The following is a 23,792-nucleotide window of genomic DNA, read 5'->3' on the forward strand; positions in this document are numbered from 1 at the left end:
GTTAGAACAGACTGACACTGGCGCGTATCCGAGGGGGTCGTGGTGGCGGGAGCGGGGGATCCGGCACAGCCGGTCGCCGGGCTGTACGAGAAGCTGATCACTCAGAGCGTGTACGACGAGCTGAGCCAGCTTGAGGCGCTGGGGTGGAGGGCCATCGAAGCGGAGGTCAGCGTCGAGTCTTCGCCCCATGTGCTGGCCCGACACATCGGTGAGGTGGTCGCCCGCAGGCTCGCTCAGCTCCCACCCGAGCAGCACGTCCCCTTGATCAACCAGATGCTCGCCTCCCTGGCGGTCGGTCCGGGCGGGCAAAGTGATCCGGACCCCGTGAGCACGGTGGCTGACGGGCCAAGACAACTGCTGGCCCTCGCCCAGCAGGAGGCACCGGGCGCCTACGCGATCCGTCCCCTCACCCCGCTCTCCGAGACGTCCCTGCTCACGAACTCGCCGGAGGACGTCAGCCTGGGTGCGGAGCTGCGCGCAGAACTGGCGACGGCGGATCGCATCGACCTGCTCTGCGCGTTCGTGAAGTGGTACGGCATACGGGTACTGGAGGACGCTCTCCGCGCCGCGAAGGAACGGGGCGTGGAGATCCGGGTCATCACCACCACGTACATGGGCGCCACGGACCGCCACGCGCTCGACCGGCTCGTCCGCGACTTCGGCGCCACCGTCAAAATCAACTACGAGACCCGCTCCACACGCCTGCATGCCAAGGCCTGGCTCTTCCGCCGGAACACGGGGTTCGACACGGCCTACGTCGGCAGCTCCAACCTGTCCAAAGCCGCGCTGCTCGACGGCCTGGAGTGGAACGTACGTCTGTCGTCGGTCGCCACACCAGCTGTTCTAGACAAGTTCGAAGCGACCTTCGACGCGTACTGGAACGACATCGCCTTCGAGACGTACGACCCCGATCTCCACGGTGAGCGCCTGGACGGAGCACTGGTCCAGGCGGGCGGTGGCGCGTTCCCGACCGCCGACCGGAAGATCAGCCTCTCCGGCCTTGAGGTGCGGCCCTATCCGCACCAACGGGACATGCTGGAACGGTTGACCGTCGAGCGGGAGATCCGCGGGCGGCACCGGAACCTGCTCGTCGCGGCCACCGGCACCGGGAAGACCGTGATGGCCGCGCTGGACTACCGCAATCTGTGCAGGAAGTGGCCCAACGGGCGACCCAGGCTGTTGTTCGTCGCCCACCGCAAGGAAATACTCCATCAGTCCCTGCGCACGTACCAAGAGGTGCTGGACGACGCCTCCTTCGGGGAGCTGTTGCACTCCGGGCAGGATCCACGGGACTGGAACCACGTCTTCGCCAGCGTCCAGTCACTGAACATCAGGCGACTCGAACAGTTGGCCCCCGATCACTTCGACATCATCGTCATTGACGAGTTCCATCACGCCACCGCCGCCACTTACCGCCGCGTCATCGATCATTTCAAGCCTCACGAGTTGCTCGGACTGACGGCCACTCCCGAGCGGATGGACGGTCTCAACGTCCAGGACGAGTTCTTCGAGGGGCGCATCGCCGCCGAGATGCGACTGTGGGAAGCCCTGGAGAACGAACTGCTGTCCCCCTTCCACTACTTCGGCCTACCGGACGGCACGGATCTGAGAAACCTGGGCTGGCAGAGGGGTACGTACACCGAGCAGGGGCTCGATGACCTGTACACGGGCAACACAGCGCGTGCCCGGATCGTGGTGAAGCAGATCCAAGACAAGGTCTCGAACCCCACGGCCATGCGTGCGCTGGGTTTCTGCGTGAGCAAGAGGCATGCCCACTTCATGGCGGACTTCTTCGCAACGGTCGGGTTTCAGGCCGTGGCGCTGGACAGCGACTCGCCGGCCGAAGTGCGCAGCCAGGCATTGAAGGACCTGAGCGAGGGCAAGCTGCAGGTGATCTTCTCCGTCGACCTCTTCAACGAGGGACTCGACATCCCCGACGTCGACACCCTTCTCCTCCTCCGGCCCACCAACAGCGCGACGGTCTTCCTCCAGCAACTGGGACGGGGCCTGAGGCGAACCGAGACGAAACCCGTCCTCACGGTCCTCGACTTCATCGGACAGCACAGGGCGGAGTTCCGCTTCGAGGAACAGTTCCGTGCCCTGACGAACCTGACGCGCAACCGGCTGGTCGAGCACATCGAGCATGACTTTCCCCAACTGCCGTCTGGCTGCCAGATCCTCCTGGAAGGCAAGTCCAAAGAGCTCGTACTCGACAACATCCGGAGCCAACTCGGCGCGACAGTCAAAACACTGGTGAGCGAGGTGCGGGCCTACGGCACGCCACGCCTCGCGGACTACCTCCGCGAGAGCCGTCGAGAGATCAAGGAGCTCTACAAGAACGAGACCTCCTGGACGACCATCCTGCGCCGGTCCGGACTGGTCGAGGGTGTCGCACCGACGGGGGAAGCGGCGCTCCTCAAAAGGGTCCACGCCTTTCTCCACGTCGATGACCCCCAGCGCGCTCAGGCCTACCTCCGACTCCTCGAAGACGGAGTCCCGCCGTACGAGGAGCTGGGGCCGATCGAGCAGGCCTATGCCCGCATGCTGTTCTTCAACATCTGGGATAACGCCGGCGGTTTCACCAGCTTCAGAGAAGGCCTCGACTCGCTGCGCTTCCAGCCGGAGTTCCGAGACGAGCTGAGGCAGGTGCTGTCGTACGTCATCGAGCAAGCGGACCACTTCCCCATCCCGCTGACGGGCCGCCTCAGCGACGTTCCCCTGATGGTCCACTGCTCGTACAACCGCTCCGAAATCCTCGCGGCCCTCGGGGTGGCGCGCTTCGGCGGGCAGATGCCCCGGTCCTTCGCGCAGGGCGTGCAGTGGGTTGAGGACCTCCAAACCGACGCCCTGCTCATCACCTTGGAGAAGAACGAGAAGGACTTCTCACCCACTGTCCGGTACAAGGACTACGCGCTCAGCCCTACGCTCTTCCATTGGGAGTCCCAGAATTCGACGGCCCCCGACTCCGGCACCGGCATGCGATACCGGGAGCACGCGCAGCGAGGCAGTGAGGTCCTGCTGTTCATGCGCCGCTACAAGAACACCGACACAGGTAAGCCACAACCGTGGATGCTCCTTGGCCCGGCGACCTACGTGACCCACACCGGCAGCAAGCCGATGGCCATCACGTGGCGCCTCAAGCACGAGCTACCGGCCGACGTGTGGACGTACTCGGCCATCGCAACGGGCTGACCGACGTCACTCGGCCCTGACGTTCAGTGAGCGAGGTCGGCCTCGAAGTGGGCCTGCGCACGTTCCAATACCTCGTCCGGGTCCCTGCCGTGCGCGCCGAGCCAGTGCAGGAGATCGGCGATCACGCTGATCGCCGTGTCCTCCGCTGCTGCGGCGCACAGCCGACTGATCTGGTGCCCGGCCGGCAGCGTCCTGGCTTCCGCGTAGAACCCGAGCACCTTCGCCGCTCGGGACACGCGGGGGCCTGTGGTGTGCCCGTCCGCCGCGGTGAGACTGGTACGGAGCTCGCACCATGTCGCCTTGTGCGCAGGGAACAGATCGACGCCCCACCGTTCGGTGATCGCGTCGATGAGGGACATCCCCCGGCCCGCCTCTGTCTCCGAGTCTGCATCGGTGAGGGTGGGAAGGGCACGGGGGTCGGGGTCGTGAACTTCAAGACGCAAGCGGGTACCGCTCATACGGACGGTGAGCGTGCTCGGCGTGCCGGGGCCCACATGCTTGATGACGTTCGCGACCAGCTCGCTGACGCAGAGTTGGGCTGCCTCGCTGACTTCCGGCAACCCCCAGAGGTCAACATGGCACCGCAGGATTCGCCGTAGCGAGGCTACTTCCTCCGCCTCAGCCAGAAACGGCAGTGTCCACTTCTTCCGCGGCATACAACCGGTGCAGTGCATGGCCTACTCGACCCCTCGCTCGTCCCGTCAGGGGCACTTCTGTGCTCCTGACGCCCAACACCCACCAGGGTGGCAATGAGAGTTCCAAAATGGAACTCTCACGAAGAGGGAGACGGGTGCACGTCAGCAGGCATCACGCCCCCGGCGCACGCCCCCTTGCAGTTCATCCAGGGGGTCGAGGACGATCTCCAGCATCGACAGGAAAGGCGTACGCATGGCGGTTGGACCTACCACTCGTAGGCGCCAGCTCGGGGCTGATCTACGTCGGCTCCGGGAGTCGGCGGGACTGACCCTGGAGGAGGCGGGGGCTCGCGTCGGCATTTCGAAGGCGACACTGAGCCGGTACGAGACCAAGGAAGGCACGGTGAAGTGGCCGGCCGTAGATGCTCTCTGCCGCGAGTACGGCGCCCCTGATGAGGAACGGTTGGCGTTGGTCGAGTTGGCCAAGGGCGCGAAGATCCAGGGCTGGTGGCGCTCGCTCGCCGACCCTGTCCCCGAATCCATGAACCTCATGCTGACCCTCGAAGACGAGGTCGTACGTGAGGATCACTACGCGTGTATGTACATCCCTGGCCTGCTTCAGACCCAGGCGTACGCCGAAGCTGTGCATCGAGCTTCGGAGGTGCAGTGTCCGGAGCGCGAGATCCAGCACATGGTCGACATCCGCATGAAGCGTCAGGAACTGCTGGACCGCGAGGACCCACCCCACATCTGGTGTGTCATTGACGAAGCGGCCATCCGTCGGTTGGTCGGAGGCCGACAGGTCATGCGGCAACAGTTGGAACACCTGCTCACACAAGCGCAACGGCCGCACATCACCGTCCAAGTACTGCCGTTCGCACGGGGAGCGCACGCTGCTGCCGTAGGCAGTTTCGCCGTCCTGCGCGGGCAGACCCGAGAGCTCGACGTGGTGTACGTGGACCTCATCGGCGGCGGCCTCTTCATGGAGAAGCCGCAGGAACTGGACCGGTATAAGTTGGCGTTCGAATACCTCAGCGCTCAAGCACTCGACTTCGAGTCTTCGGCCGAACTCATTGAGCGGATCAGCAAGGAGCCTTGATGGCAGCATCGCTAGAACTTCACTGGTTCAAGTCCTCTCACAGTGGCGGCAGCGGTACCGAGTGCCTGGAGTGCGCGTACGCGGGGGGCAACACGCTCATACGCGATTCAAAGTGGGTCGAAGGCTCGACGATTCGCGTCCAGACCGGTACTTGGCACGCCTTCGTCGGCGCCCTGGTGCAAGACGCGCTCAGGTAGGAGCTACAGAGGCGGAAGAGGGGCCCGGTGTGTCCGCTCAGGCCCTCTTCGAGATCGCCGAAGACCATTAGGCGCGCTGCCGTGCAGGGATCAGTTGTCGTGCCGAATGGCGCTGACCCGCCTCGTTGGCAGGGGTGCGCGGTCGCGCCGCGCATGGACGCCGGGTCGGCTTGGCGGGTTGCGGTCGCCGGGTGGGGCGCGGTCGCGTCTCGTCTGCACGCCGGGTGGGGCGGTCGCGTATCGCCCGCGCGTCGGCGCGGAGTGCGGCTTGCGGGCCGGGAGGTGGGCGGCCCGCTTGCCGGTCGTCGTGGGCTAGGCCGTCGCGGCCAGTTCCGCCCGGCCGAACAGGAGGGCGTAGCCCTGGGGAAGTTGGGTGAGGACTCGGGTGGTCAGGGACTCGCCGATGTGGGTCGACAGGGCGCTCAGGACCGAGCTGACGTCCCAGCGGGCCGTCGCGGGGGTCGAGCCCTCGATGCGCGTGGCCACCGACTCGACGAACTCGCGGGCCGTCAGGGGGTGGGTCGCGGGGATCTGGGAGGCGATGACGCGGCCCGCCTCCCGGGGGAGGGCCTGGGCCAGGGCGACGCGTTCGTCACCGGTGACGTGGCCGCCCAGGGCCGACAGGACGATGCGGGTGACGCGTTCCGCCTCCGCCCTCGTCGGGTACTGGCCCGCCTCGCGCACCGTCTCTGTCAGCTCCAGCCAGTCGGCGTCCTCCGCCGTGCCCTTGGCACGCGGACGCACGGCCGGGGCCGGGGTCGGGATGGCGATTCTCGGCTGCGGGGTGGTCACGGTCATCGTGGTGGCTCCTCCTCCGGGACGCTTCGGGGCACCGGAAGCCCGGTACCCCGTAATGCGGCGGGCATGGGCGGCAGTTCGGCCAAAGTGAGCAAGGTGCGGCGGGTGGGGGATGTGGGGTGTCCGGAAGCTGTCTCCCTTTCGAGGAGGGGAGAGGTGGACCGGGGTGGGCGCGTCCCGCGCTCGGGCGCGGGACGCGTGGGGTGGTTCGTCGCCGCCGTGGTCAGCCGCTGATCTGCTTGCGGTCGCCGTGGCCGCCCGTGATCTGGATGCGGCGCGGCTTGGCCTGCTCGGCGACCGGGATGCGCAGGGTCAGGACGCCGGCCTCGTACGAGGCGTCGATGCGTTCGGTGTCGAGGGTCTCGCCCAGGAACAGCTGGCGGGTGAAGGTGCCCGTGGGCCGTTCGGCGACCAGCAGTTCCGCGTCGTCGGGAGCGGGGTTGCGGCGCTCGGCGCGGACGTTGAGGACGTTGCGCTCGACGTCGAGTTCGATCGTCTCGGGGTCGATGCCGGGCAGGTCGAAGTGGACGAGGAACTCGTCACCGGACCGGTAGGCGTCCATCGGCATCGCGGCCGGACGGGCGTTGGCGCCCAGGACCTGCTGCGCGAGTCGGTCGAATTCGCGGAAGGGGTCCGTACGCATGAGCATCACGGGTCACTCCTCTCTTCAGGGACTGGGGTGCGATGCCCTACGGCTTCTTATATAACTCTCCGCCGGAAACTTGACAAGCCTCGACTCAGGTTCGTGGGCGCGGCCCTTCTGCGCGTTAGCCTCGGGGCAGACATCCGGGATACGAGGAGGCATTCATGGCCAGGGTTCCCAGCGCGGTCGTCGCCGCCACCGGGCTCGTCGGCGGCTACGGCGTCGCCCGCTGGACCGGGAAGCGGCAGCTCGGCGGGGCCGTCCTGGCCGTCGCCGGTGCCGCGGCGGCCCGGCAGTGGCGCGCCCGGGCCGGCGGGAAGGCGGCCGGCGCGCTGACCGCCGCCTATGCCGCCGCGTTCGCCGGGTCCCACCCGCTGGCCAGGAAGGTCGGCGCCTGGCCCTCCGTCCTGGGGGTCGCCGGAGCCGTCGCCGTCGCCTCCTGGGCCGTAGCCGACCGCAAGGACGTCTGAGCGCCCGCCGGCCCGCTCCGTCCGTTACGACGCCCCCGCACGCCCCCCGGCCGTCCGTTACGACGCCCCCGCCCGGAACGCCCTCCGGCCCGTTCCGTCCGTCACGACACCCCCGCCCGGAACGCCCTCCGGTACGCCTGCGGGCTCGTGCCCACCACCCTCCGGAAGCGTTCCCTGAAGGCCGTCGGTGAGCCGAAACCCGTCTGTCCGGCGATGCGTTCCACCGGGTACGGCGTGGTCTCCAGCAGGTACTGGGCCCGCCGTACCCGCGCCCGGTGCAGCCACTGCAGCGGGGTCGTGCCCGTCTGCTCCCGGAAGCGGCGGTTGAGGGTACGGGTGCTCATGCCGGCCTTCGCCGCGATCTCCGCCAGCGTCAGGTCGCGGTCGCAGTGGTCCTCCAGCCAGGCCAGCAGGGGCTCCAGGGTGGTGCCTGCCGGGGCCGGGGGCAGGTCGTGGACGATGAACTGGGCCTGCCCGCCCTCCCGTTCCAGCGGCATCACGGACATCCGGGCCGCGTGCGCGGCGACCGCCGAGCCGAAGTCCCTGCGGATCATGTGCAGACACATGTCCAGGGCGGCCGCGGCGCCCGCCGACGTCAGGAACTGGCCATTGTCGACATACAGCACGTTCGGGTCGACCGTCACCTCCGGGTGGCGCCGGGCCAGGTCCGGGGCCGCGACCCAGTGGGTCGTCGCGGGCAGCCCGTCCAGCAGGCCCGTCGCCGCGAAGAGGAACGCGCCCACGCAGATCGACGCGATCCGGGTGCCGTTCGCTGCCGCCGCGCGCAGCGCCTCGGCGACCCCGGGCGGCAGCGTCGGCGGGGGTTCCGCGACCCCGGGCAGGATGATCGTGTCCGCCTCCGCGAGCGCCTCCAGGCCGTACGGCGCCCGGACCGTGAAGGCACCCGCGCTCACCTCCTCCCGCTCCGAGCACACCCGCACCCGGTACGGCTCCCGGCCGTCGGGCAGCCGGGCCCGGCCGAAGGTGTCGACGGGGGCGGAGAGATCGAACGGGATGACGCCGTCCAGCGCCAGTACGGCCACGGTGTGCATGGCGAGAGGGTAGGGGTACGACGGGTTGTCGCCAAACGGAGGTCTACGCCGACCTCCCCGGAGAGCAGGGCCCACCGCCCCGGCGAACTCGCCTGGCGAGAATCCGCTGAACCCTGGCACTCCTGCCGCTTCTCCGGCGTCCCCGCCGCCCCTACCGTCCCTCCGTGACCAGGTTCCTCCTCGCCGTGCACGTCATCGCCGCGATCCTCGCCGTCGGTCCCGTCGCCGTCGCCGCCAGCATGTTCCCGCCCGCCGCGCGCCGGGCCCTGGCCGCGAGAGCCGGTGGTCCCCAAGGCGCCCCCGACTCCGATGCGGCCGGGACACTCCGTCTGCTGCACCGGATCTGCCGCGTCTACGCCGTCGTGGGCGTCGTCGTTCCCGTCTTCGGGTTCGCCACCGCCCGCGAGATGGGCGTGCTCGGCAGCCCCTGGCTGATGGTGTCCATCGCGCTGACCGCGCTCGCCGCGCTCGTCCTCGTCGCCCTCGTGCTGCCGGGCCAGAGCGCCCTCCTCGAAGCGGAAGGGGGGCCGGAGCGGACCGCGCGGCTCGCCATGGTCACCGGGGTGTTCAACCTGTTGTGGGCCACCGTCACGGTCCTGATGATCGTCCGCCCGGGTTCCACCACCGGTGCCTGACGGGGGCGGCCCGGGCGGTTACGGCCTGCTCGCCGCCGGCGGTGCCGCGGGGCCACCGCCCCGGTTGCCGGGGCGGGTCTTCCGCGCCGCCGCCTTCGCCCGGCCCGCCACCGCCGTCAGCGGGCGGGCGACGTCCTCCAGGGAGCGGCGTTCGGCCCGTACCGCCAGGAACGCCGCGACCAGGCCGGCCGCGCACATCAGCGTGGCGCCGATGCAGAAGGCCAGGACGGTGTCGCCGACCCGGCCGGTGCCGGTGAGGTCGGCGAAGAGCAGGGGGCCGCTGATGCCGCCGGCCGCGGTGCCGAGGGCGTAGAAGAAGGCGATGGACATCGCCCGCGTCTCCATCGGGAAGATCTCCGACACCGTGAGGTAGGCGCTGGAGGCGCCCGCCGAGGCGAAGAACAGCACCGCGCACCAGCAGGCCGTCAGCGTGCCCGCGCTCAGCGAGCCCCGGTCGAACAGCCATGCCGTGCCGAACAGCAGCACACCGGAGAGCAGGTAGGTCGAGGAGATCATGACCCGGCGGCCGACCGTGTCGAACAGCTTGCCCAGCAGCAGCGGGCCGCAGAAGTTGCCGATCGCGATCACGGCGAAGTAGTAGCCGGTGTGGTCGGCGGGCACGTCGAAGAACTTGGTCAGGATGGCGCCGAAGCCGAAGGTGATCGCGTTGTACAGGAACGCCTGGCCGATGAAGAGGGAGAAGCCGAGCACCGCCCGCTTGCGGTAGCGGCCGAAGACCGTGCGGGCGATCTCCAGGAAGGTCACGGTCTTGCGCTGCTGGATCTCCAGCTCGCCCTCGGGCTCCGGGAGCCGCTCGCCCCGCTCCTGTTCGATCCGGTGCTCGATGCCGGTGACGATCTCCTCGGCCTCCCGGTCCCTGCCGTGGATCAGCAGCCAGCGCGGGCTCTCCGGGACGTGCCGTCGTACCAGCAGGATCACCAGGGCGAGGACGGTGCCGAGCGCGAAGGTCAGGCGCCAGCCGATGTTCGCGGCCAGCAGGCTGGTGTCGAGGGCGACGATCGACAGCAGCGAACCGCCGACCGCGCCCAGCCAGAAGCTGCCGTTGATGACGAGGTCGACCCGGCCGCGGTAGTCCGCCGGGATCAGCTCGTCGATCGCGGAGTTGATCGCCGCGTACTCGCCGCCGATACCGAAGCCCGTCAGGAAGCGGAACAGGAAGAACCACCAGGCCTCCCAGGAGACCGCCGTCAGCGCGGTCGCCGCGAGGTACACCGCCAGCGTGATCATGAAGAGGTTCTTCCGGCCGAACCGGTCGGTCAGCCGCCCCCAGAACAGGGCGCCCACGCACGCGCCCGCCACGTACAGGGCGGCGGCGATGCCGGTGACCTGCCCGGAGGTGATGGACAGGCCGCTGCCGGGCTCCGACAGCCGGCTGGCGATGTTGCCGACGACCGTGACCTCCAGGCCGTCGAGGATCCACACCGTGCCCAGGCCGATCACGATCGTCCAGTGCCAGCGCGACCAGGGCAGGCGGTCGAGCCGGGCGGGGATGTTCGTGGTGATGGTCCGGCCGGCCTGCGGCGACGGCGCTTCGGCGCTTGCGCTCATGGGGCTCCCTCCTCGTCAGGGCGGGATACCGGGTGCCCTCGCCGCACCGGAACACTCCCGGTCAGGCCCCCAGCCCACGCGACACCGCGTAGATCACCAGGCCCGCGAGCGATCCCACCACCGTGCCGTTGATCCGGATGAACTGCAGGTCACGGCCGATGTGCGCCTCGATCTTCCGGGTGGTGTGCTCCGCGTCCCAGCCGGCCACCGTGTCCGTGATCAGCGAGGTGATCTCCGCGCGGTAGGTCGTCACGACGTGCACCGCCGCGCCCTCCACCCACGAGTCGACCTTGCCCTGCACCTTCGGCTCGGTCGCCATCCGCGCCCCCAGGGACAGCAGCGCGGCCCGCACCCGCGTCCGCAGCTCGCTGCGCTCGTCCTCGGCCGCCGCCACGATCATCGACCGTACGGCCGTCCACACGGACGCGATCAGGTCCTGCACCTCGCCCCGGCCCAGCACCTCGCCCTTGAGCCGCTCCACCCGCGCCCGGGTGTCCGTGTCGGACTGCAGGTCGGAGGCGAAGTCGGTCAGGAAGCGGTCCAGGGCGCCGCGCGCCGGGTGCGAGGGCATGTCCCGCATCTCGGTGACGAACCGCAGCAGCTCCTTGTAGACCCGCTCGCCGACCTTCCGGTCCACGAACCGCGGGGTCCAGCCGGGGGCGCCGCCCTCCACGGCCACCATCACGTCGTCGCGGTGCAGCACCAGCCAGTCGTGCGCGCGGGCCACCACCAGGTCCACGACCCGCCGGTGGCCGCCGTCCGCGACGATCCTCTCCAGCGTCTTGCCGATCCCCGGCGCGATCTCCTGCGCGTCGGCCCGCCGGGTGATCGCCTCGCCGACGACCGCCTGCACGTCCGAGTCGCGCAGCACCGTCAGGGCGCCGCGCAGGGCCGTGGCCAGCTCCGCCGTCACCCGGTCCGCGTGCTCCGGCTCGGCCAGCCAGGCCCCGAGCCGGCTGCCGATGCCGACCGCGCGCAGCCGCTGCCGTACGACGTCCTCCGAGAGGAAGTTCTCCCCGACGAACTCACCGAGCGAGACGCCCAGCTGGTCCTTCTTGGTGGGGATGATCGCGGTGTGCGGGATGGGCAGCCCGAGCGGGTGCCGGAACAGCGCCGTGACCGCGAACCAGTCGGCGAGCGCGCCCACCATGCCGGCCTCGGCCGCCGCCGCCACGTAGTCCGTCCAGCCCCCGGCCCCCGCGTGCCCGGCCGTCTTCGCCAGCACGTAGACCACCGCGACGAACAGCAGCATGCCCGTCGCCGTGAGCTTCATCCGCCGCACCCCGCGTCGGCGCTCCTCGTCGGCCGGGGTGAACGCCGTCATCGTCTTGTACGACGCGACCCGCCCCGGGCTTCCCGTCTCGCTAGGTTCCATCAGCTCCACCCGTCCGGTGATCCCGCACACAATTGTCCCTTCCCGACCGACTCCCGGAACGGAACAGGAGTTCCCGGCGTCTGTCCGGTGGGGAGTTCCGGAGGGGTCCTGTCAGCCCTTCCCGGCCCATGACGCATCATGGGTGAGCAAGATCGGAGCCTCGGGCTCCCGTTCGGCGAGGAGAACAACACAACAGTGGCCAAGCGTCATGGTCATGCGGTGCTCGGTGCGCTGGTCGCCCTGGTCGTCGCACTGTCCGCCGGCATCTATGTCACCGTCGCCACCGATGACGGCACCCCTCACAGCGCCCTCGGCGACAACCGCCCGCACCGCGACTCCCGCGCCGCCCCCGCCTCCACCGGCACCTGGGCCGGCGCCTGGGCCACCGCCCCCGTGGGCGGCGAACCCGGCACCGAGACCGCCGGCCTCGCGGGCCACTCGGTCCGCAACGTGGTGCACGCCGCCACCGGCGGCAGCAGTGCCCGGGTCACCCTGTCCAACCTGTACGGCCAGGCCCCGCTCACCATCACCCACGCCTCCCTCGCCCTGTCCAGCGGTGACGGCACCGCCGCCGCGGACGCGGAGACGATGCGGCGGCTCACCTTCGGCGGCGGCACCGGCGTGGTCATCCCCGCGGGCGGGCAGGTCGTCAGCGACGCCGTCCGCATCGCCGTCCCGCACGGCGCCGACGTGCTGATCACCACCTACTCGCCCACCCCGTCCGGGCCCGTCACCTACCATCCGCACGCCCGCCAGGTGTCGTACCTCGCCACCGGCGACCGCACCGAGGACGCGACCGGCGTCCCGTACACCGAGCAGACCCCGTACTGGCGCTACGTCACCGCCCTCGACCTGCTCGGCGACGAGGCCACCGGCACCGTCGTGGCCTTCGGCGACTCCATAACCGACGGCATCACCTCCACCACCGGCACCAACCGCCGCTGGCCCGACATCCTCTCCGGCCGGCTGCGCAGCGCCCTGGAGAACGGCGAGGAACTCCCGCGCTACAGCGTCGTCAACGAGGGCATCAGCGGCAACCAGGTCCTCGCCGACGGCCTCGGCCGGCCCGCCGAGAACCAGAGCGGACTCGGCCGCTTCGGCCGCGACGCGCTCTCCCGGACCAACGCCAAGGTCGTCGTCATCGACCTCGGCGTCAACGACATCCTGCGCAACCCCCGGCTCGCCGACCCCGACCGCATCCTCACCGGCCTGCGCACCCTGGTCCGCCAGGCACACGCCCGCGGCCTGAAGGTCGTCGGCGCCACCCTCATGCCCTTCCAGGGCCACCGCGGCTACACCCCGGCCCGGGAGGCCGTACGGCAGCAGGTCAACGCCGGGATCCGGGCGGGCGGCGTGTACGACGCGGTCGTCGACTTCGACCAGGCCCTGCGGGACCCCTACGACCCGCGCCGGCTGCGCCCCGCGTACGACTCCGGCGACCATCTGCACCCCAGCGACCTGGGCTACCGCACCATGGGCGAGGTGTTCGACCTGCGCGCGCTGCGGGGCGCGGGGCAGACGGAGCTGTGACCGGGCGGCGGGGAATACTGGCGGCATGACCCGCTTGATCCTCGCCACCCGCAACGCCGGAAAGATCACCGAGCTGAGGGCGATCCTCGCCGACGCCGGGCTCCCCCACGAACTCGTCGGCGCCGACGCCTACCCCGACATCCCCGACGTCAAGGAAACCGGCGTCACCTTCGCCGAGAACGCCCTGCTCAAGGCGCACGCGCTCGCCCAGGCCACCGGGCTGCCCGCCGTCGCCGACGACTCCGGGCTGTGCGTCGACGTCCTGAACGGCGCCCCCGGGATCTTCTCCGCCCGCTGGTCCGGCCGCCACGGCGACGACCTGGCCAACCTCGAGCTGCTGCTGGCCCAGCTCTCCGACATCGCCGACGAGCACCGCGGCGCCCACTTCGCCTGCGCGGCGGCCCTGGCCCTGCCGGACGGCACGGAACGCGTGGTCGAGGGCCGGCTGCGGGGCACGCTGCGGCAGCGGCCCGCCGGCACGAACGGCTTCGGCTACGACCCGATCCTGCAGCCGGAGGGCGAGACGCGCACCTGCGCGGAGCTGGCCCCCGAGGAGAAGAACGCGATCAGCCACCGGGGGAAGGCGTTCCGGGCGCTGGTGCCCGTGGTGCGGGAGCTGCTGGGCTGAACGCCCGGGTCGTGCCGGGCCGAACCCGCGGGGACCCGGCGCGCCGAACCCGCGGGGACCCGCCGGGCCGGACTCTGGTGCGGCCGGAGGGACTCGAACCCTCACGGGAGTTACCCCACTGGGACCTAAACCCAGCGTGACTGCCAATTCCACCACGGCCGCTTGGTACTGCCCGGCCATGCTAGCGGCCGGGCAGGGGGGCCCGGCGGTCAGATACCCAGATCCTTGATGATCTTGGCGACATGGCCGGTGGCGCGGACGTTGTACAGGGCGCGCTCCACCCTGCCCTCCTCGTCCACGACGACCGTGGAGCGGATGACGCCCAGATAGGTCTTGCCGTAGTTCTTCTTCTCGCCGTACGCGCCGTACGCCTCGGTGACCTTCTTGTCGGGGTCGGCGAGGAGGGTGACCTTCAGGGACTCCTTCTCGCGGAACTTCGCGAGCTTCTCGGGGGCGTCCGGGGAGATGCCGATGACGTCGTAGCCGGCGCCGGCCAGGAGCTCCAGGTTGTCCGTGAAGTCGCAGGCCTGCTTGGTGCAGCCTGGGGTCAGGGCGGCGGGGTAGAAGTAGACGATGACCTTGCGGCCCTTGTGGTCCGACAGGGACACCTCGGTGCCGTCGGCGTCGGGGAGGGTGAAGGCGGGGGCCGTGTCCCCCGGCTGGAGTCGCTCGCTCATCGGGCCAGCGTAACCGGGGGGCCTTGCGGTGCGGTGCGGCCGAGAGCTGACAGACTGTCCGGAACAGCATCAGGAGACTTCGGAGGCCGTACGGTGGCGGACACGTCGGACACGAGAACCCCGGCGCAGATCGAGGCGGACATCAGGCGCCGCCGTGAAGTGCTGGCCGAGACGCTCGACGAGATCGGGGTGCGGGTGCATCCGAAGACCATCGTCGGGGATGCCAAGGCCAAGGTGATCGCCAACGTCGATCACACGGTCGGGCGAGCGTATGTGCAGGTCAACCGGGCCGTCACCGAGGTGCGGGCGCGGTTCGTGGACGAGGACGGGTCGCCTCGCCTGGAGCGGGTGGTGCCCGTCGCGCTCGTCGTCGTGGGGGTCGTGGGGCTGCTGGCCCTCGGGGCCCGGCGGCGCCGGGACTGAGCGGGGCGGGTAGGTTCGAGGCGTGAGCGCCAACAGAAACGAGCAGAGCACTCCCCACCACGACAAGCTCCCCATCCGGATGCTGCACGACCGGGTTCTCGTGCGGCAGGAGGCCGGTGAGGGCGAGCGGCGGTCGGGGGGCGGCATCCTGATCCCCGCCACCGCGGCGGTGGGGCGGCGGCTGGCCTGGGCCGAGGTCGTCGCCGTCGGGCAGAACGTGCGGACCGTGGAGCCCGGCGACCGTGTCCTGTTCGACCCGGAGGACCGGGCGGAGGTCGAGGTGCGGGGCGTGGCGTACGTGCTGATGCGCGAGCGCGACCTGCACGCCGTCGCCGCGGACCGGTTCGAGGGGTCCCAGGACTCGACGGGGCTGTACCTCTAGCGAAGGCACGACGAAGAGGGCCGGTGACGATCGTCACCGGCCCTCTTCGTCGTGGGTCCCGCCCGGCTGGTGCCGAGCGGGTGCGCTGGTCGCCGTGGTGGGGCTGAAGGCGACCAGCGGTCACCGGCCTCGCCGGGGCTCAGGTGCCGGGGCCGCCTCCGGTGCCCGCGTCGGCACCGGAGGTGTCGCCACCTGTCGTGCCGCCGCCCGGGGTCCCGCCGCCGGTGGCCGCGCCTCCCCCGGTCGTCCCGCCGCCCGGGGTTCCGCCGCCGGTGGTCGGGCCGCCGCCGGTCGTGCCGCCGCCGGTGGCCGCACCCCCGCCGGTGGTCGGGCCGCCGCCCGTGGCCGCGCCCCCGCCGGTGGTCGGGCCGCCGTCGGCCGGGGTGCCAGTGGTGCCGCCGTCGGCGGGGGTGCTCGACGCGCCGCCGTCGGCCGGGGGCGTGCTCGCGCCGCCGTCGTTCTGGCCGCCGTCGGTGCCGGGCTGCGCGCTGCTGCTGGCCGGCGGCTCCTGGACCTGGTCGGCGCCCTGCTGGAGCTGGAGGTCGAAGTCGGCGACCGGCTTGCCCTGCAGCGCGGCACGCGTGTACTGCGCCCAGATCTGGGTCGGCGGGCCGCCACCGTTCATGCGGGCCTGGCCGAGGGCGCCGTACAGCGGCTGCTGCTTGGCGGTCACCGGGTCCTGCCCCATGACGGAGACCACCGTGGCCAGGTCGGGGGTGTATCCGGCGAACCAGGCGGCCTTGTCGCTCTCGGCGGTACCGGTCTTGCCGGCCGCCGGGCGGCCCGCGGCCTGCGCGGCGGTGGCGGTGCCGGTCTGGACCACGCTGCGCAGGACGGAGGTGGTGGTGTCGGCGGCCTCCCGGCTGACGGCCTCCTTGACCTGCCGGTCGGGCAGCCTGACCTCGTCGGTGCCCTGCTTGGTGATCTTCTCGACCAGCGTGTACGTGCCGTGCTTGCCGTGGTTGGCGAGCGTCGCGTAGGCCTCGGCCATGTCCAGGACGCTGGCGGTGGCGGTACCGAGGGCGATGGACGGGTACGGCTGGAGGTCCGGGGTGTCGGAGGGGATGCCGAGGTCGACGGCGGTCTGCTTGACCTTGGCGGGGCCGACGTCGACGGCCATCTGCGCGTACACCGAGTTCACCGACAGGTCGGTGGCCTTGCGGACGGTGATCTGGCCGTAGGAGTGCTGGTCCTCGTTCTCGGGGGCGTAGGCGCCGCCGCTCCAGCCCTGGACGGGGCGCTGGTTGGTGCCGTCGTAGACCGCGTTCGGGGTGATGGTGCGGCCGTCCTGGGTGGTGGACCCGTTCTGCACGGCGGAGGTGAACACGAACGGCTTGAAGGTGGAGCCGACCTGGTAGTCACCGCGGGTGGCGCCGTTGGTGTACTGCTTCACGTAGTCGATGCCGCCGTACATGGCGACGACCTTGCCGGTCCTGGGGTCGACGGAGGCGCCGCCGGCCCGGACGTAGGTGTCGGCCTTGCGGTTCTTCTTGTCCAGCTTGGAGATCAGCTGGTCGTCGACCGCCTTGACGAAGGCGTCCTGCCGGTTCTTCTGGATGGTGGTGGTGATGCGGTAGCCGCCGGCCGCGAGGTGGTCGGCGTCGATGATGTTGTTGCTGGTCAGGTACTGCTTGACGGCGTCCACGAGGTAGCCGCGCTGGCCGGACATACCGGTGGAGATCGTCTGCTCCTTCGGCATCGGGAACTTCATGCCGGAGCGCTTGGACTCGCTCAGCCAGCCCTTGGTGACCATGCCGTCCAGGACGTAGTTCCAGCGGGCGACGGCCGCCCTCTTGTTCTCCGGGTGGGCTACGACGTCGTACTCGCTCGGCGCGTTGACGAGCGCGGCGAGGTAGGCGGCGCGGGCCGGGTCGAGGTCGGAGGCGTCCCGGCCGTAGTAGGCCTGGGCGGCGGCCTGGATGCCGTAGGCGTTGCGGCCGAAGTAGCTGGTGTTGAGGTAGCCCTCCAGGATGTCGTCCTTGGACTTGTTCTGGTCGAGCTTGATCGAGATGAAGAACTCCTTGGCCTTGCGGGTGAGCGTCTGCTCCTGGGCCAGGTAGTAGTTCTTCACGTACTGCTGGGTGATCGTCGAGCCGGACTGCTTGCCCTTGCCGGTCGCGGTGTTCCAGGCGGCGCGGAGCATCGCCTTGGGGTCGACGGCGGACTCGGTGTAGAAGTCGCGGTCCTCGGCGGCCAGTACGGCGTGCTGGGCGTCCTTGGAGACCTCGGCCAGGTTGACGTTCTCGCGGTTGACCTGGCTGTCGCGGGTGTCGCGGGCGAGCTGGGAGCCGTCCGCGTAGAGGTAGACGTTGCTCTGCTTGGTCGCGAAGGCGTTGGCCGGGGGGATCTTCACGAGGGAGTAGCCGACGAAGAACAGCCCGAGGAGCAGCAGCACGCCGACGACGAAGGTGCCGAGCACCATCCGCCAGGTGGGGAAGATCCGCCGCCATCCGGTCCGCTTGGGCCGCTTGCCCTTCGCGGCCTGGGCCTTGCCGTTGCCCTTGCCGTTGCCGTCGCCGTCACCGTCGCCTCCGGCGGAGGGCGTGGCCGCGGGGGCGGGAGCGGGCGCGGCTGCGGGGGTGGCGGCGGCCTGGGCGGCGGCAGCGGTTCCGGCGGCGCGCGCGGCACGGGCGGCGCGGGCCGCGGCCGGGGAGGAGGCGGTACCGGTACCGGCCGCGCCGCTCTCCCCCGCGGGGCGGGGAACGGTGGGGCGAGGGGTCTCGGGGGTACGAGGGGTACGGCCGCCGGAGTCGGACTCCGAACCGGCGCGGGGCGCGTTGACCCGCCGCAGCACCTGCGTGGTCTCGGGCGCCTCACCGGCCTTCGGCGTCTTGGCCGGGCCGACCCGCCGCAGCACCTGGGTACTCTCGGCCGCGGGCTCACCGGAACCGGCCGGCTTCTTGCCACCGGCCTCCCCGGACGCCGCGGCACCCCCGGCCGGGCCACGCCCGGACGCCGAAGCGCCGGCCCCCGGGCCCGCGTCGGACGCCGAAGCGCCACCCGAGCCCGGACCACGCCCGGAAGCCGTGGCACCACCGGAAGCCGGGCCACGCCCGGACGCCGAGGCACCACCCGAGCCCGGACCACGCCCGGAAGCCGTGGCACCACCGGAAGCCGGGCCGCGCCCAGCGCCCGAGGCACCGCCGGAAACCGCACCCCGGTCCGCCGCCGAGGCACCGCCCGAGGCCGCGCCCCCGCCCGGCGCTGACGCCGTCGCGCCGCCGGTGGCCGGGCCCCGGCCCGACGCCGTACCGCGGCCGGACGCCGGACCACCGCCGGAGCCCGCGGGTGTGGCTCCGCCGGGTCCCGCGGTGCCCGTCTGGTCCGTGCGGCCGCCGCGGGCCGCCTGGCGGGCGCGGGCGATGGAAGCCGTACGGTCCTGCGCCCCGGAGTCCGCCGAGCCGGAACCCGCCGCCCCTGACCGCTGACCGGCCCCCGAACCCGCCGCACCGAACCGGTCACGGGGGCCGGAACCGGAACCGGAACCGGAAGCGGCGTCGTCCCGGGTCGTCCCCGGGCCCCTCCCCTCCGCGCGGTCGTCGGTTGCCGGGGTCGGCCCGGGGCGGGGTCCGGGGGTCTTGCCGGTGGTTGCCGGGTCGTGGCCCCCCGGGGTGCCGGGCCCTTCAGCCGGCAGCGGCCGTTTCGGTGCCCCGCCGTCGTTCGGCTGCTGCGGCTGCGGCTCGTCGCTCATCTCGTGCACGGACTCCTGTTTCGCGTCGTACGTTCCCGTACGCCTCGTACGCTTCTGCGCTCCCCCTGTGTGAAGACTCTCGCACCCGGCGTTCCGTTCCCGGATTCCGGCTGCTTCCGGCCGGAAAACGCGTGGCCGGCCACCGGGCCTCCGGACTAGGCTCCTGCGCTTCGGTGTCGAGCAGTCCGAGGAGGTCGACTGGCGTGGGCGCGGGACGGTTGTACGCGGCCGTCGCGGCAGGGGGGTTCAGACGGTACGCGACCTACCGTGCCGCCACTGCGGCAGGGGTGTTCACGAACACCGCCTTCGGTCTGATCCTGGTCTCCACGTATCGCGCGCTGTGGGACGAGAGGCCGCATCTCGGGGGGTACGACCAGGCGCAGGCCGTGACCTACGTCTGGCTCGGGCAGGCGTTCCTGTCGACCCTGGCGCTGGGGGGTGGCGGGGTCGAGGACGAGTTGATGGAACGCATCCGTACGGGGGACGTGGCGATCGACCTGTACCGGCCGGCCGACCTCCAGCTGTGGTGGCTGGCGGCGGACCTGGGCCGGGCGTTCTTCCAGTTGCTGGGCCGGGGGCTGGTGCCGTTCCTGTTCGGCGCCCTGTGCTTCCCGGCGTACCTGCCGGCCGACGCGGGCACGTGGGCGGCGTTCCTCGTCGCCGTCGTGCTGGCCATGCTGGTCGGGTTCGGCATCCGCTACCTGGTGGCGCTGAGCGCGTTCTGGCTGCTGGACGGCACCGGCGTGGCGCAGATGGCGTGGCTGCTGGGCTTCTTCTGCTCGGGCATGCTGCTGCCGCTGAACGTGTTCCCGGGCGCGCTGGGCGAGGTCGTACGCGTCCTGCCCTGGTCCTCGCTGCTCCAGGCCCCGGCGGACATCCTGCTGGGGCACGCGGACCCGTGGTCCACCTATCTCTTCCAGGCCGCGTGGGCGGCGGTGCTGCTGGGGGCCGGGCGGCTGGTGCAGTCGGCGGCGACGCGCCGGGTGGTGGTGCAGGGTGGCTGAGGGCGCGGGGCACCGGGTGGTCGAGGGCGTGCGGGCCTACCGGCTGGTGGCGGGGATGTGGGTGCGGTCCACGATGGCGTACCGCGCGTCCTTCGCGATGACGACGTTCGGGAACTTCGCGGCGACCTTCCTCGACTTCGTCGCGATCATGCTGATGTTCTCCCGGGTGGACGCGCTGGGCGGCTACCCGCTGCCCGAGGTGGCGTTCCTGTACGGGCTGTCCGCGGCCTCCTTCGGGCTGGCCGACCTGCTGATCGGGTCGATGGACCGGCTGGGCCGGCGGGTGCGGGACGGCACGCTGGACACGCTGCTGGTGCGGCCGGCGCCGGTGCTGGCGCAGGTGGCGGCCGACCGGTTCGCGCTGCGCCGGCTGGGCCGGGTGACCCAGGGGGCGCTGGTGCTGGGCTGGTCGCTGACCCGCGTGGACGTGGACTGGACGGCATCCCGGCTGCTGCTGATGCCGGTGACGGTGGTGAGCGGCTGCGCGATCTTCTGCGCGGTGTTCGTGGCCGGGGCGGCGTTCCAGTTCGTGGCGCAGGACGCCTCGGAGGTGCAGAACGCGTTCACGTACGGCGGTACGACGCTGTTGCAGTATCCGCCGACGGTTTTCCCGAGGGAGCTGGTGCGCGGGGTGACCTTCGTGCTGCCGCTGGCCTTCGTCAACTGGCTGCCCGCCACGTACGTGCTGGGCCGGCCGTATCCGCTGGGGCTGCCGTCGTGGCTGGCGTGGGCCCCGCCGCTGGTGGCGGTGGGGTGCTGTGCGCTCGCGGGACTGGCCTGGCGGGCGGGACTTCGTTCGTACCGCAGTACAGGGAGCTGAGCGTGGCTGACTTCATCGTCCTGGAGCAGGTCGAGAAGGTCTTCGAGGTGCGCCGCAAGACCGGGTTCCTCCGGCGGGAGCGGCGCGAGGTGCGGGCGGTGGACTCGCTGTCGTTCACCGTGGCGCGCGGGGAGATGGTCGGGTACATCGGGCCGAACGGCGCCGGGAAGTCGACGACGATCAAGATGCTGACCGGGATCCTGACGCCGAGTGGCGGCCGGCTGCGGGTGGCGGGCATCGATCCGGCGCGGGAGCGGACACGGCTGGCGCACCGGATCGGGGTGGTGTTCGGGCAGCGGACGACGCTGTGGTGGGACCTGCCGCTGATCGACTCCTACCGGCTGGCGCACCGCATGTACCGGATCCCGGACGCCCGTTACCGGGAGAACCTGGACCGTCTGGTGGAACTGCTGGACCTGGGCGCGCTGTTGGACGTGCCGGTGCGGCAGCTGTCGCTGGGGCAGCGGATGCGCGGGGACATCGCGGCGGCGCTGCTGCACGATCCGGACGTGCTGTACCTGGACGAGCCCACGATCGGCCTGGACGTCGTGTCGAAGGCGAAGGTGCGGGAGTTCCTGCGGGAGGTGAACGCCGAGCGCGGCACGACGGTGCTGCTGACCACGCACGACCTGCAGGACATCGAGCAGTTGTGCTCCCGGGTGATGGTGATCGACCACGGGCGGCTGGTGTACGACGGCCCGCTGGCGGGGCTGCACGAGGCCGGGGAGGGCGAGCGGACGCTGGTGGTGGACCTGGAGCGGGAGCTGCCGCCGGTCCGGGTGCCGTCGGCGCGGGTGGTGCGGGTGGAGGGGCCGCGGCAGTGGCTGGCGTTCCCGGCGGGGCAGTCGGCGGCGCCGCTGGTGGCGCATCTGGCGGCCCGGTACCCGCTGGTGGACCTGTCGGTGCGGGAGCCGGACATCGAGGCCGTCATCGCCAGGATGTACGCCGAGAAGGCGGTCTCGTAGGCTGCCTCCATGAGCGACGACGCAGTCCCGGACCTCCGGGCGTCCGACGCCGACCGCGAACGGGTCGCCGAGGTCCTGCGGGACGCCCTGGCCGAGGGGCGGCTCGACATGGCGGAGTTCGACGAGCGCCTGGAGGCGGCCTACACGGCGCGCACGTACGGCGAGTTGGCGCCGCTGACCCGCGATCTGCCGGCGTCCGGCCGCGCGGCGGTGTCCTTCGTGAAGGAGCCGGTGCGGGGCGGGGGCTGGGCGGACCGGATCACCGGGGGCGAGGGGTCCTCGACGTGGGCGGTGGCGCTGCTGTCGGGGTTCGAGCGCAGGGGCCGCTGGACGGTGCCGCGGCGGTTCTCCTGCTTCACCTTCATGGGGGGTGGCGAGATCGACCTGCGCGAGGCGGACTTCGCCGACCGCGAGGTCGTCGTCAACTGTGTGGCGGTGATGGGCGGGGTGCAGGTCGTGGTGCCGCCGGGGGTGGAGGTCGTCGTACGGGGCATCGGGGTGATGGGCGCCTTCGAGCACCCCAGGGACGACGCGCCGCCCGAGCCGGGCGCCCCCCGGGTGATCATCGGTGGTTTCGCCTTCTGGGGTGGCGTGGGGGTGGAGCGCAAGCTGCCGCGCGCCGAACGCAGACGCCTGAAGGAGCAGCGCCGGCTCGAGAAGGGCCGGCTGGAGAAGGGTCGCTGACCGCGCGGAAGGGCGACCGGGCCCTAGGAGCGATCGGGCCGGAGAAGCGATCGGGCCGGGCTAGGGCGTGCATACCTTGGTGAGTTCGCCCGCCGCGTCCGTCACCGGGCTGACGTCGGGTGTGGTGTCCCCGTTCCGGACGGACGTCCGGGCGTTGTCCACGGCCTTGTGCAGGTTGTCCACGGCCTTGTTGACGTCGGCGTCGTCCGTCTTGTCGCCGATCGTGCGCAGGCTCTTGTCGATGGAGTCCAGCGCGGAGTCCACCTGGGTGGGGTCGTTCGCGGCGTTCTCGACGGCCTGCTGGAGGTCGGTGACGCTGTCGGCGATGGCGTCGGCGGTCTGTACGCAGTCCAGCGCCTTGTTCATGGCGTCGCAGCCCGCGGTGAGGCCGGCGGTCAGCGCGGCGGTCGCTACGGCGGCGGCGACGGCGGTGAGCCGGCTTCGGCGTCGGCTGGCGGCCATGGTGGTGTCCCTCCCTGGTACGGCTGGCCGGGCGCACCGCCGGTGAGCGGTGCGCCCGTACCCAGAGGGACGACGGGACGGCCCGGCGGGTTGCCCGGGGCCTTGAAGGTTCCTTTACGCGCGGGTGGCCGCGAGTGCCGCCTGCTGGACGGCGGTCAGTTCGGCGCAGCCGGTGACGGCGAGGTCGAGCAGGGCGTTCAGTTCCTCGCGGGCGAACGGCTCGGCCTCGGCGGTGCCCTGGACCTCGACGAAGCGGCCGTCGCCGGTGCAGACGACGTTCATGTCGGTCTCGGCGCGCACGTCCTCCTCGTAGCACAGGTCGAGCAGCGGGACGCCGCCGACGATGCCCACGGAGACGGCGCTGACGGTGCCGGTGAGCGGCTGTCGGCCGGCCTTGACCAGCTTCCTGCCCTGGGCCCAGGCGACGGCGTCGGCGAGGGCGACGTAGGCGCCGGTGATGGCGGCGGTGCGGGTGCCGCCGTCGGCCTGGAGGACGTCGCAGTCGAGGACGACGGTGTTCTCGCCGAGCGCCTTGTAGTCGATGACCGCGCGCAGGGAGCGGCCGATGAGCCGGGAGATCTCGTGGGTGCGGCCGCCGATCCTGCCCTTGACGGACTCGCGGTCGCCGCGGGTGTTGGTGGCGCGGGGCAGCATGGCGTACTCCGCGGTGACCCAGCCCTCGCCGCTGCCCTTGCGCCAGCGCGGGACGCCTTCGGTGACGGAGGCGGTGCACAGGACCTTGGTGTCGCCGAAGGAGACGAGGACGGAGCCCTCGGCGTGCTTGCTCCAGCCGCGTTCGATGCTGATCGGGCGGAGCTGTTCGGGGGTACGGCCGTCGATGCGAGACATGGCGAGGAGCCT

Annotated in this window: 23 protein-coding genes and 1 tRNA gene; 13 read left to right on the forward strand and 11 right to left on the reverse strand. The window is 71.3% G+C overall.

The genetic code is table 11. The features are described 5' to 3' along the window. Positions 1 to 42: 42 nt before the first annotated feature. On the forward strand, positions 43 to 3,192 hold the full coding sequence (locus tag ACZ3ZD_RS15320; protein ID WP_467397204.1) for a DEAD/DEAH box helicase: 3,150 nt from the start codon (positions 43 to 45) through the stop codon (positions 3,190 to 3,192). Positions 3,193 to 3,215: 23 nt separating this feature from the next. Here ACZ3ZD_RS15320 and ACZ3ZD_RS15325 read toward each other — a convergent pair whose 3' ends face one another. Continuing rightward, entirely contained in the window at positions 3,216 to 3,866 is a 651-nt protein-coding gene (locus ACZ3ZD_RS15325; RefSeq protein ID WP_467396910.1) for an ATP-binding protein, read from the reverse strand. Positions 3,867 to 4,080: 214 nt separating this feature from the next. Here ACZ3ZD_RS15325 and ACZ3ZD_RS15330 point away from each other — a divergent pair, with 214 nt between their 5' ends. Continuing rightward, positions 4,081 to 4,926, forward strand: coding sequence for a helix-turn-helix domain-containing protein (locus ACZ3ZD_RS15330; protein WP_467396912.1), 846 nt, complete (start codon positions 4,081 to 4,083; stop codon positions 4,924 to 4,926). After that, on the forward strand, positions 4,926 to 5,123 hold the full coding sequence (locus ACZ3ZD_RS15335) for a DUF397 domain-containing protein (protein ID WP_467396915.1): 198 nt from the start codon (positions 4,926 to 4,928) through the stop codon (positions 5,121 to 5,123). The genes ACZ3ZD_RS15330 and ACZ3ZD_RS15335 overlap by 1 nt, the downstream gene beginning before the upstream one ends. A 312-nt stretch (positions 5,124 to 5,435) precedes the next feature. On the opposite strand, the gene ACZ3ZD_RS15340 is transcribed toward ACZ3ZD_RS15335, so the two are convergent. Both ACZ3ZD_RS15340 and ACZ3ZD_RS15345 read right to left on the reverse strand, forming a co-directional pair. Next, the gene (locus ACZ3ZD_RS15340; protein ID WP_467396917.1) at positions 5,436 to 5,921 is read right to left on the reverse strand and encodes a DUF2267 domain-containing protein; all 486 of its coding nucleotides are present in this window, start codon (positions 5,919 to 5,921) and stop codon (positions 5,436 to 5,438) included. Between the two features lie 223 nt (positions 5,922 to 6,144). Next, on the reverse strand, positions 6,145 to 6,570 hold the full coding sequence (locus ACZ3ZD_RS15345; RefSeq protein ID WP_467396920.1) for an Hsp20/alpha crystallin family protein: 426 nt from the start codon (positions 6,568 to 6,570) through the stop codon (positions 6,145 to 6,147). A 158-nt stretch (positions 6,571 to 6,728) separates the two neighbouring features. Between ACZ3ZD_RS15345 and ACZ3ZD_RS15350 the strand changes: the two genes are divergently transcribed. Then, positions 6,729 to 7,034 carry a hypothetical protein gene (locus tag ACZ3ZD_RS15350; RefSeq protein ID WP_467396922.1) on the forward strand — a complete coding sequence of 102 codons (306 nt, stop codon included), beginning with the start codon at positions 6,729 to 6,731 and terminating at the stop codon, positions 7,032 to 7,034. A 101-nt stretch (positions 7,035 to 7,135) separates the two neighbouring features. Here the strand turns inward: ACZ3ZD_RS15350 and ACZ3ZD_RS15355 are convergent, their stop codons facing one another. Next, positions 7,136 to 8,086, reverse strand: a complete 951-nt coding sequence (locus ACZ3ZD_RS15355; protein ID WP_467396925.1) for a GlxA family transcriptional regulator — start codon at positions 8,084 to 8,086, stop codon at positions 7,136 to 7,138. A gap of 164 nt (positions 8,087 to 8,250) precedes the next feature. Between ACZ3ZD_RS15355 and ACZ3ZD_RS15360 the strand changes: the two genes are divergently transcribed. After that, positions 8,251 to 8,721, forward strand: a complete 471-nt coding sequence (locus tag ACZ3ZD_RS15360; protein ID WP_467396927.1) for a hypothetical protein — start codon at positions 8,251 to 8,253, stop codon at positions 8,719 to 8,721. A gap of 18 nt (positions 8,722 to 8,739) precedes the next feature. Here the strand turns inward: ACZ3ZD_RS15360 and ACZ3ZD_RS15365 are convergent, their stop codons facing one another. Next, the gene (locus ACZ3ZD_RS15365; RefSeq protein WP_467396930.1) at positions 8,740 to 10,290 is read right to left on the reverse strand and encodes an MFS transporter; all 1,551 of its coding nucleotides are present in this window, start codon (positions 10,288 to 10,290) and stop codon (positions 8,740 to 8,742) included. Positions 10,291 to 10,351: 61 nt separating this feature from the next. Then, on the reverse strand, positions 10,352 to 11,665 hold the full coding sequence (locus tag ACZ3ZD_RS15370) for a DUF445 domain-containing protein (RefSeq protein ID WP_467396932.1): 1,314 nt from the start codon (positions 11,663 to 11,665) through the stop codon (positions 10,352 to 10,354). Positions 11,666 to 11,860: 195 nt separating this feature from the next. Between ACZ3ZD_RS15370 and ACZ3ZD_RS15375 the strand changes: the two genes are divergently transcribed. Together ACZ3ZD_RS15375 and rdgB are read left to right on the forward strand one after the other, a co-directional pair. Next, complete coding sequence (locus ACZ3ZD_RS15375) at positions 11,861 to 13,195, forward strand: SGNH/GDSL hydrolase family protein (RefSeq protein WP_467397206.1); 1,335 nt, start codon at positions 11,861 to 11,863, stop codon at positions 13,193 to 13,195. A gap of 25 nt (positions 13,196 to 13,220) precedes the next feature. Continuing rightward, a complete protein-coding gene (gene rdgB / locus ACZ3ZD_RS15380; protein ID WP_467396935.1) occupies positions 13,221 to 13,823 on the forward strand; it encodes an RdgB/HAM1 family non-canonical purine NTP pyrophosphatase in 603 nt (200 codons plus the stop codon). Between the two features lie 75 nt (positions 13,824 to 13,898). Here the strand turns inward: rdgB and ACZ3ZD_RS15385 are convergent. Both ACZ3ZD_RS15385 and bcp read right to left on the reverse strand, forming a co-directional pair. Further along, positions 13,899 to 13,985 (reverse strand) — tRNA-Leu (locus ACZ3ZD_RS15385). 47 nt (positions 13,986 to 14,032) lie between these two features. Further along, positions 14,033 to 14,500 carry a thioredoxin-dependent thiol peroxidase gene (gene bcp, locus ACZ3ZD_RS15390; RefSeq protein WP_467396937.1) on the reverse strand — a complete coding sequence of 156 codons (468 nt, stop codon included), beginning with the start codon at positions 14,498 to 14,500 and terminating at the stop codon, positions 14,033 to 14,035. Positions 14,501 to 14,593: 93 nt separating this feature from the next. Here bcp and ACZ3ZD_RS15395 point away from each other — a divergent pair, with 93 nt between their 5' ends. Then, complete coding sequence (locus tag ACZ3ZD_RS15395; protein WP_467396939.1) at positions 14,594 to 14,923, forward strand: DUF3618 domain-containing protein; 330 nt, start codon at positions 14,594 to 14,596, stop codon at positions 14,921 to 14,923. Between the two features lie 22 nt (positions 14,924 to 14,945). Beyond that, positions 14,946 to 15,305 (forward strand): GroES family chaperonin, encoded by a 360-nt coding sequence (locus ACZ3ZD_RS15400; protein ID WP_467396942.1) that lies wholly within the window; start codon positions 14,946 to 14,948, stop codon positions 15,303 to 15,305. A gap of 139 nt (positions 15,306 to 15,444) precedes the next feature. Here ACZ3ZD_RS15400 and ACZ3ZD_RS15405 read toward each other — a convergent pair whose 3' ends face one another. Beyond that, positions 15,445 to 18,162, reverse strand: coding sequence for a transglycosylase domain-containing protein (locus ACZ3ZD_RS15405; protein ID WP_467396944.1), 2,718 nt, complete (start codon positions 18,160 to 18,162; stop codon positions 15,445 to 15,447). Positions 18,163 to 19,199: 1,037 nt separating this feature from the next. On the opposite strand from ACZ3ZD_RS15405, the gene ACZ3ZD_RS15410 reads away from it, so the two are divergent. Genes ACZ3ZD_RS15410 through ACZ3ZD_RS15425 form a run of 4 tightly spaced genes read left to right on the forward strand, consistent with a single transcriptional unit; the run spans position 19,200 to position 22,469 of the window. Beyond that, positions 19,200 to 20,000, forward strand: coding sequence for an ABC transporter permease (locus ACZ3ZD_RS15410; protein WP_467396947.1), 801 nt, complete (start codon positions 19,200 to 19,202; stop codon positions 19,998 to 20,000). Next, positions 19,993 to 20,820 (forward strand): ABC transporter permease, encoded by an 828-nt coding sequence (locus ACZ3ZD_RS15415; RefSeq protein ID WP_467396949.1) that lies wholly within the window; start codon positions 19,993 to 19,995, stop codon positions 20,818 to 20,820. Before ACZ3ZD_RS15410 ends, ACZ3ZD_RS15415 begins: the two co-directional genes overlap by 8 nt. A 2-nt stretch (positions 20,821 to 20,822) precedes the next feature. After that, complete coding sequence (locus tag ACZ3ZD_RS15420; protein WP_467396951.1) at positions 20,823 to 21,785, forward strand: ABC transporter ATP-binding protein; 963 nt, start codon at positions 20,823 to 20,825, stop codon at positions 21,783 to 21,785. Between the two features lie 9 nt (positions 21,786 to 21,794). After that, positions 21,795 to 22,469, forward strand: a complete 675-nt coding sequence (locus ACZ3ZD_RS15425) for a DUF1707 SHOCT-like domain-containing protein (RefSeq protein WP_467396954.1) — start codon at positions 21,795 to 21,797, stop codon at positions 22,467 to 22,469. A gap of 60 nt (positions 22,470 to 22,529) precedes the next feature. Here the strand turns inward: ACZ3ZD_RS15425 and ACZ3ZD_RS15430 are convergent, their stop codons facing one another. Continuing rightward, positions 22,530 to 22,931 (reverse strand): prefoldin domain-containing protein, encoded by a 402-nt coding sequence (locus ACZ3ZD_RS15430; protein WP_467396956.1) that lies wholly within the window; start codon positions 22,929 to 22,931, stop codon positions 22,530 to 22,532. Between the two features lie 114 nt (positions 22,932 to 23,045). Beyond that, positions 23,046 to 23,780, reverse strand: a complete 735-nt coding sequence (gene rph, locus ACZ3ZD_RS15435; protein ID WP_467396958.1) for a ribonuclease PH — start codon at positions 23,778 to 23,780, stop codon at positions 23,046 to 23,048. Positions 23,781 to 23,792: the final 12 nt, after the last annotated feature.

Source organism: Streptomyces sp. NPDC023481, from assembly GCF_055560195.1.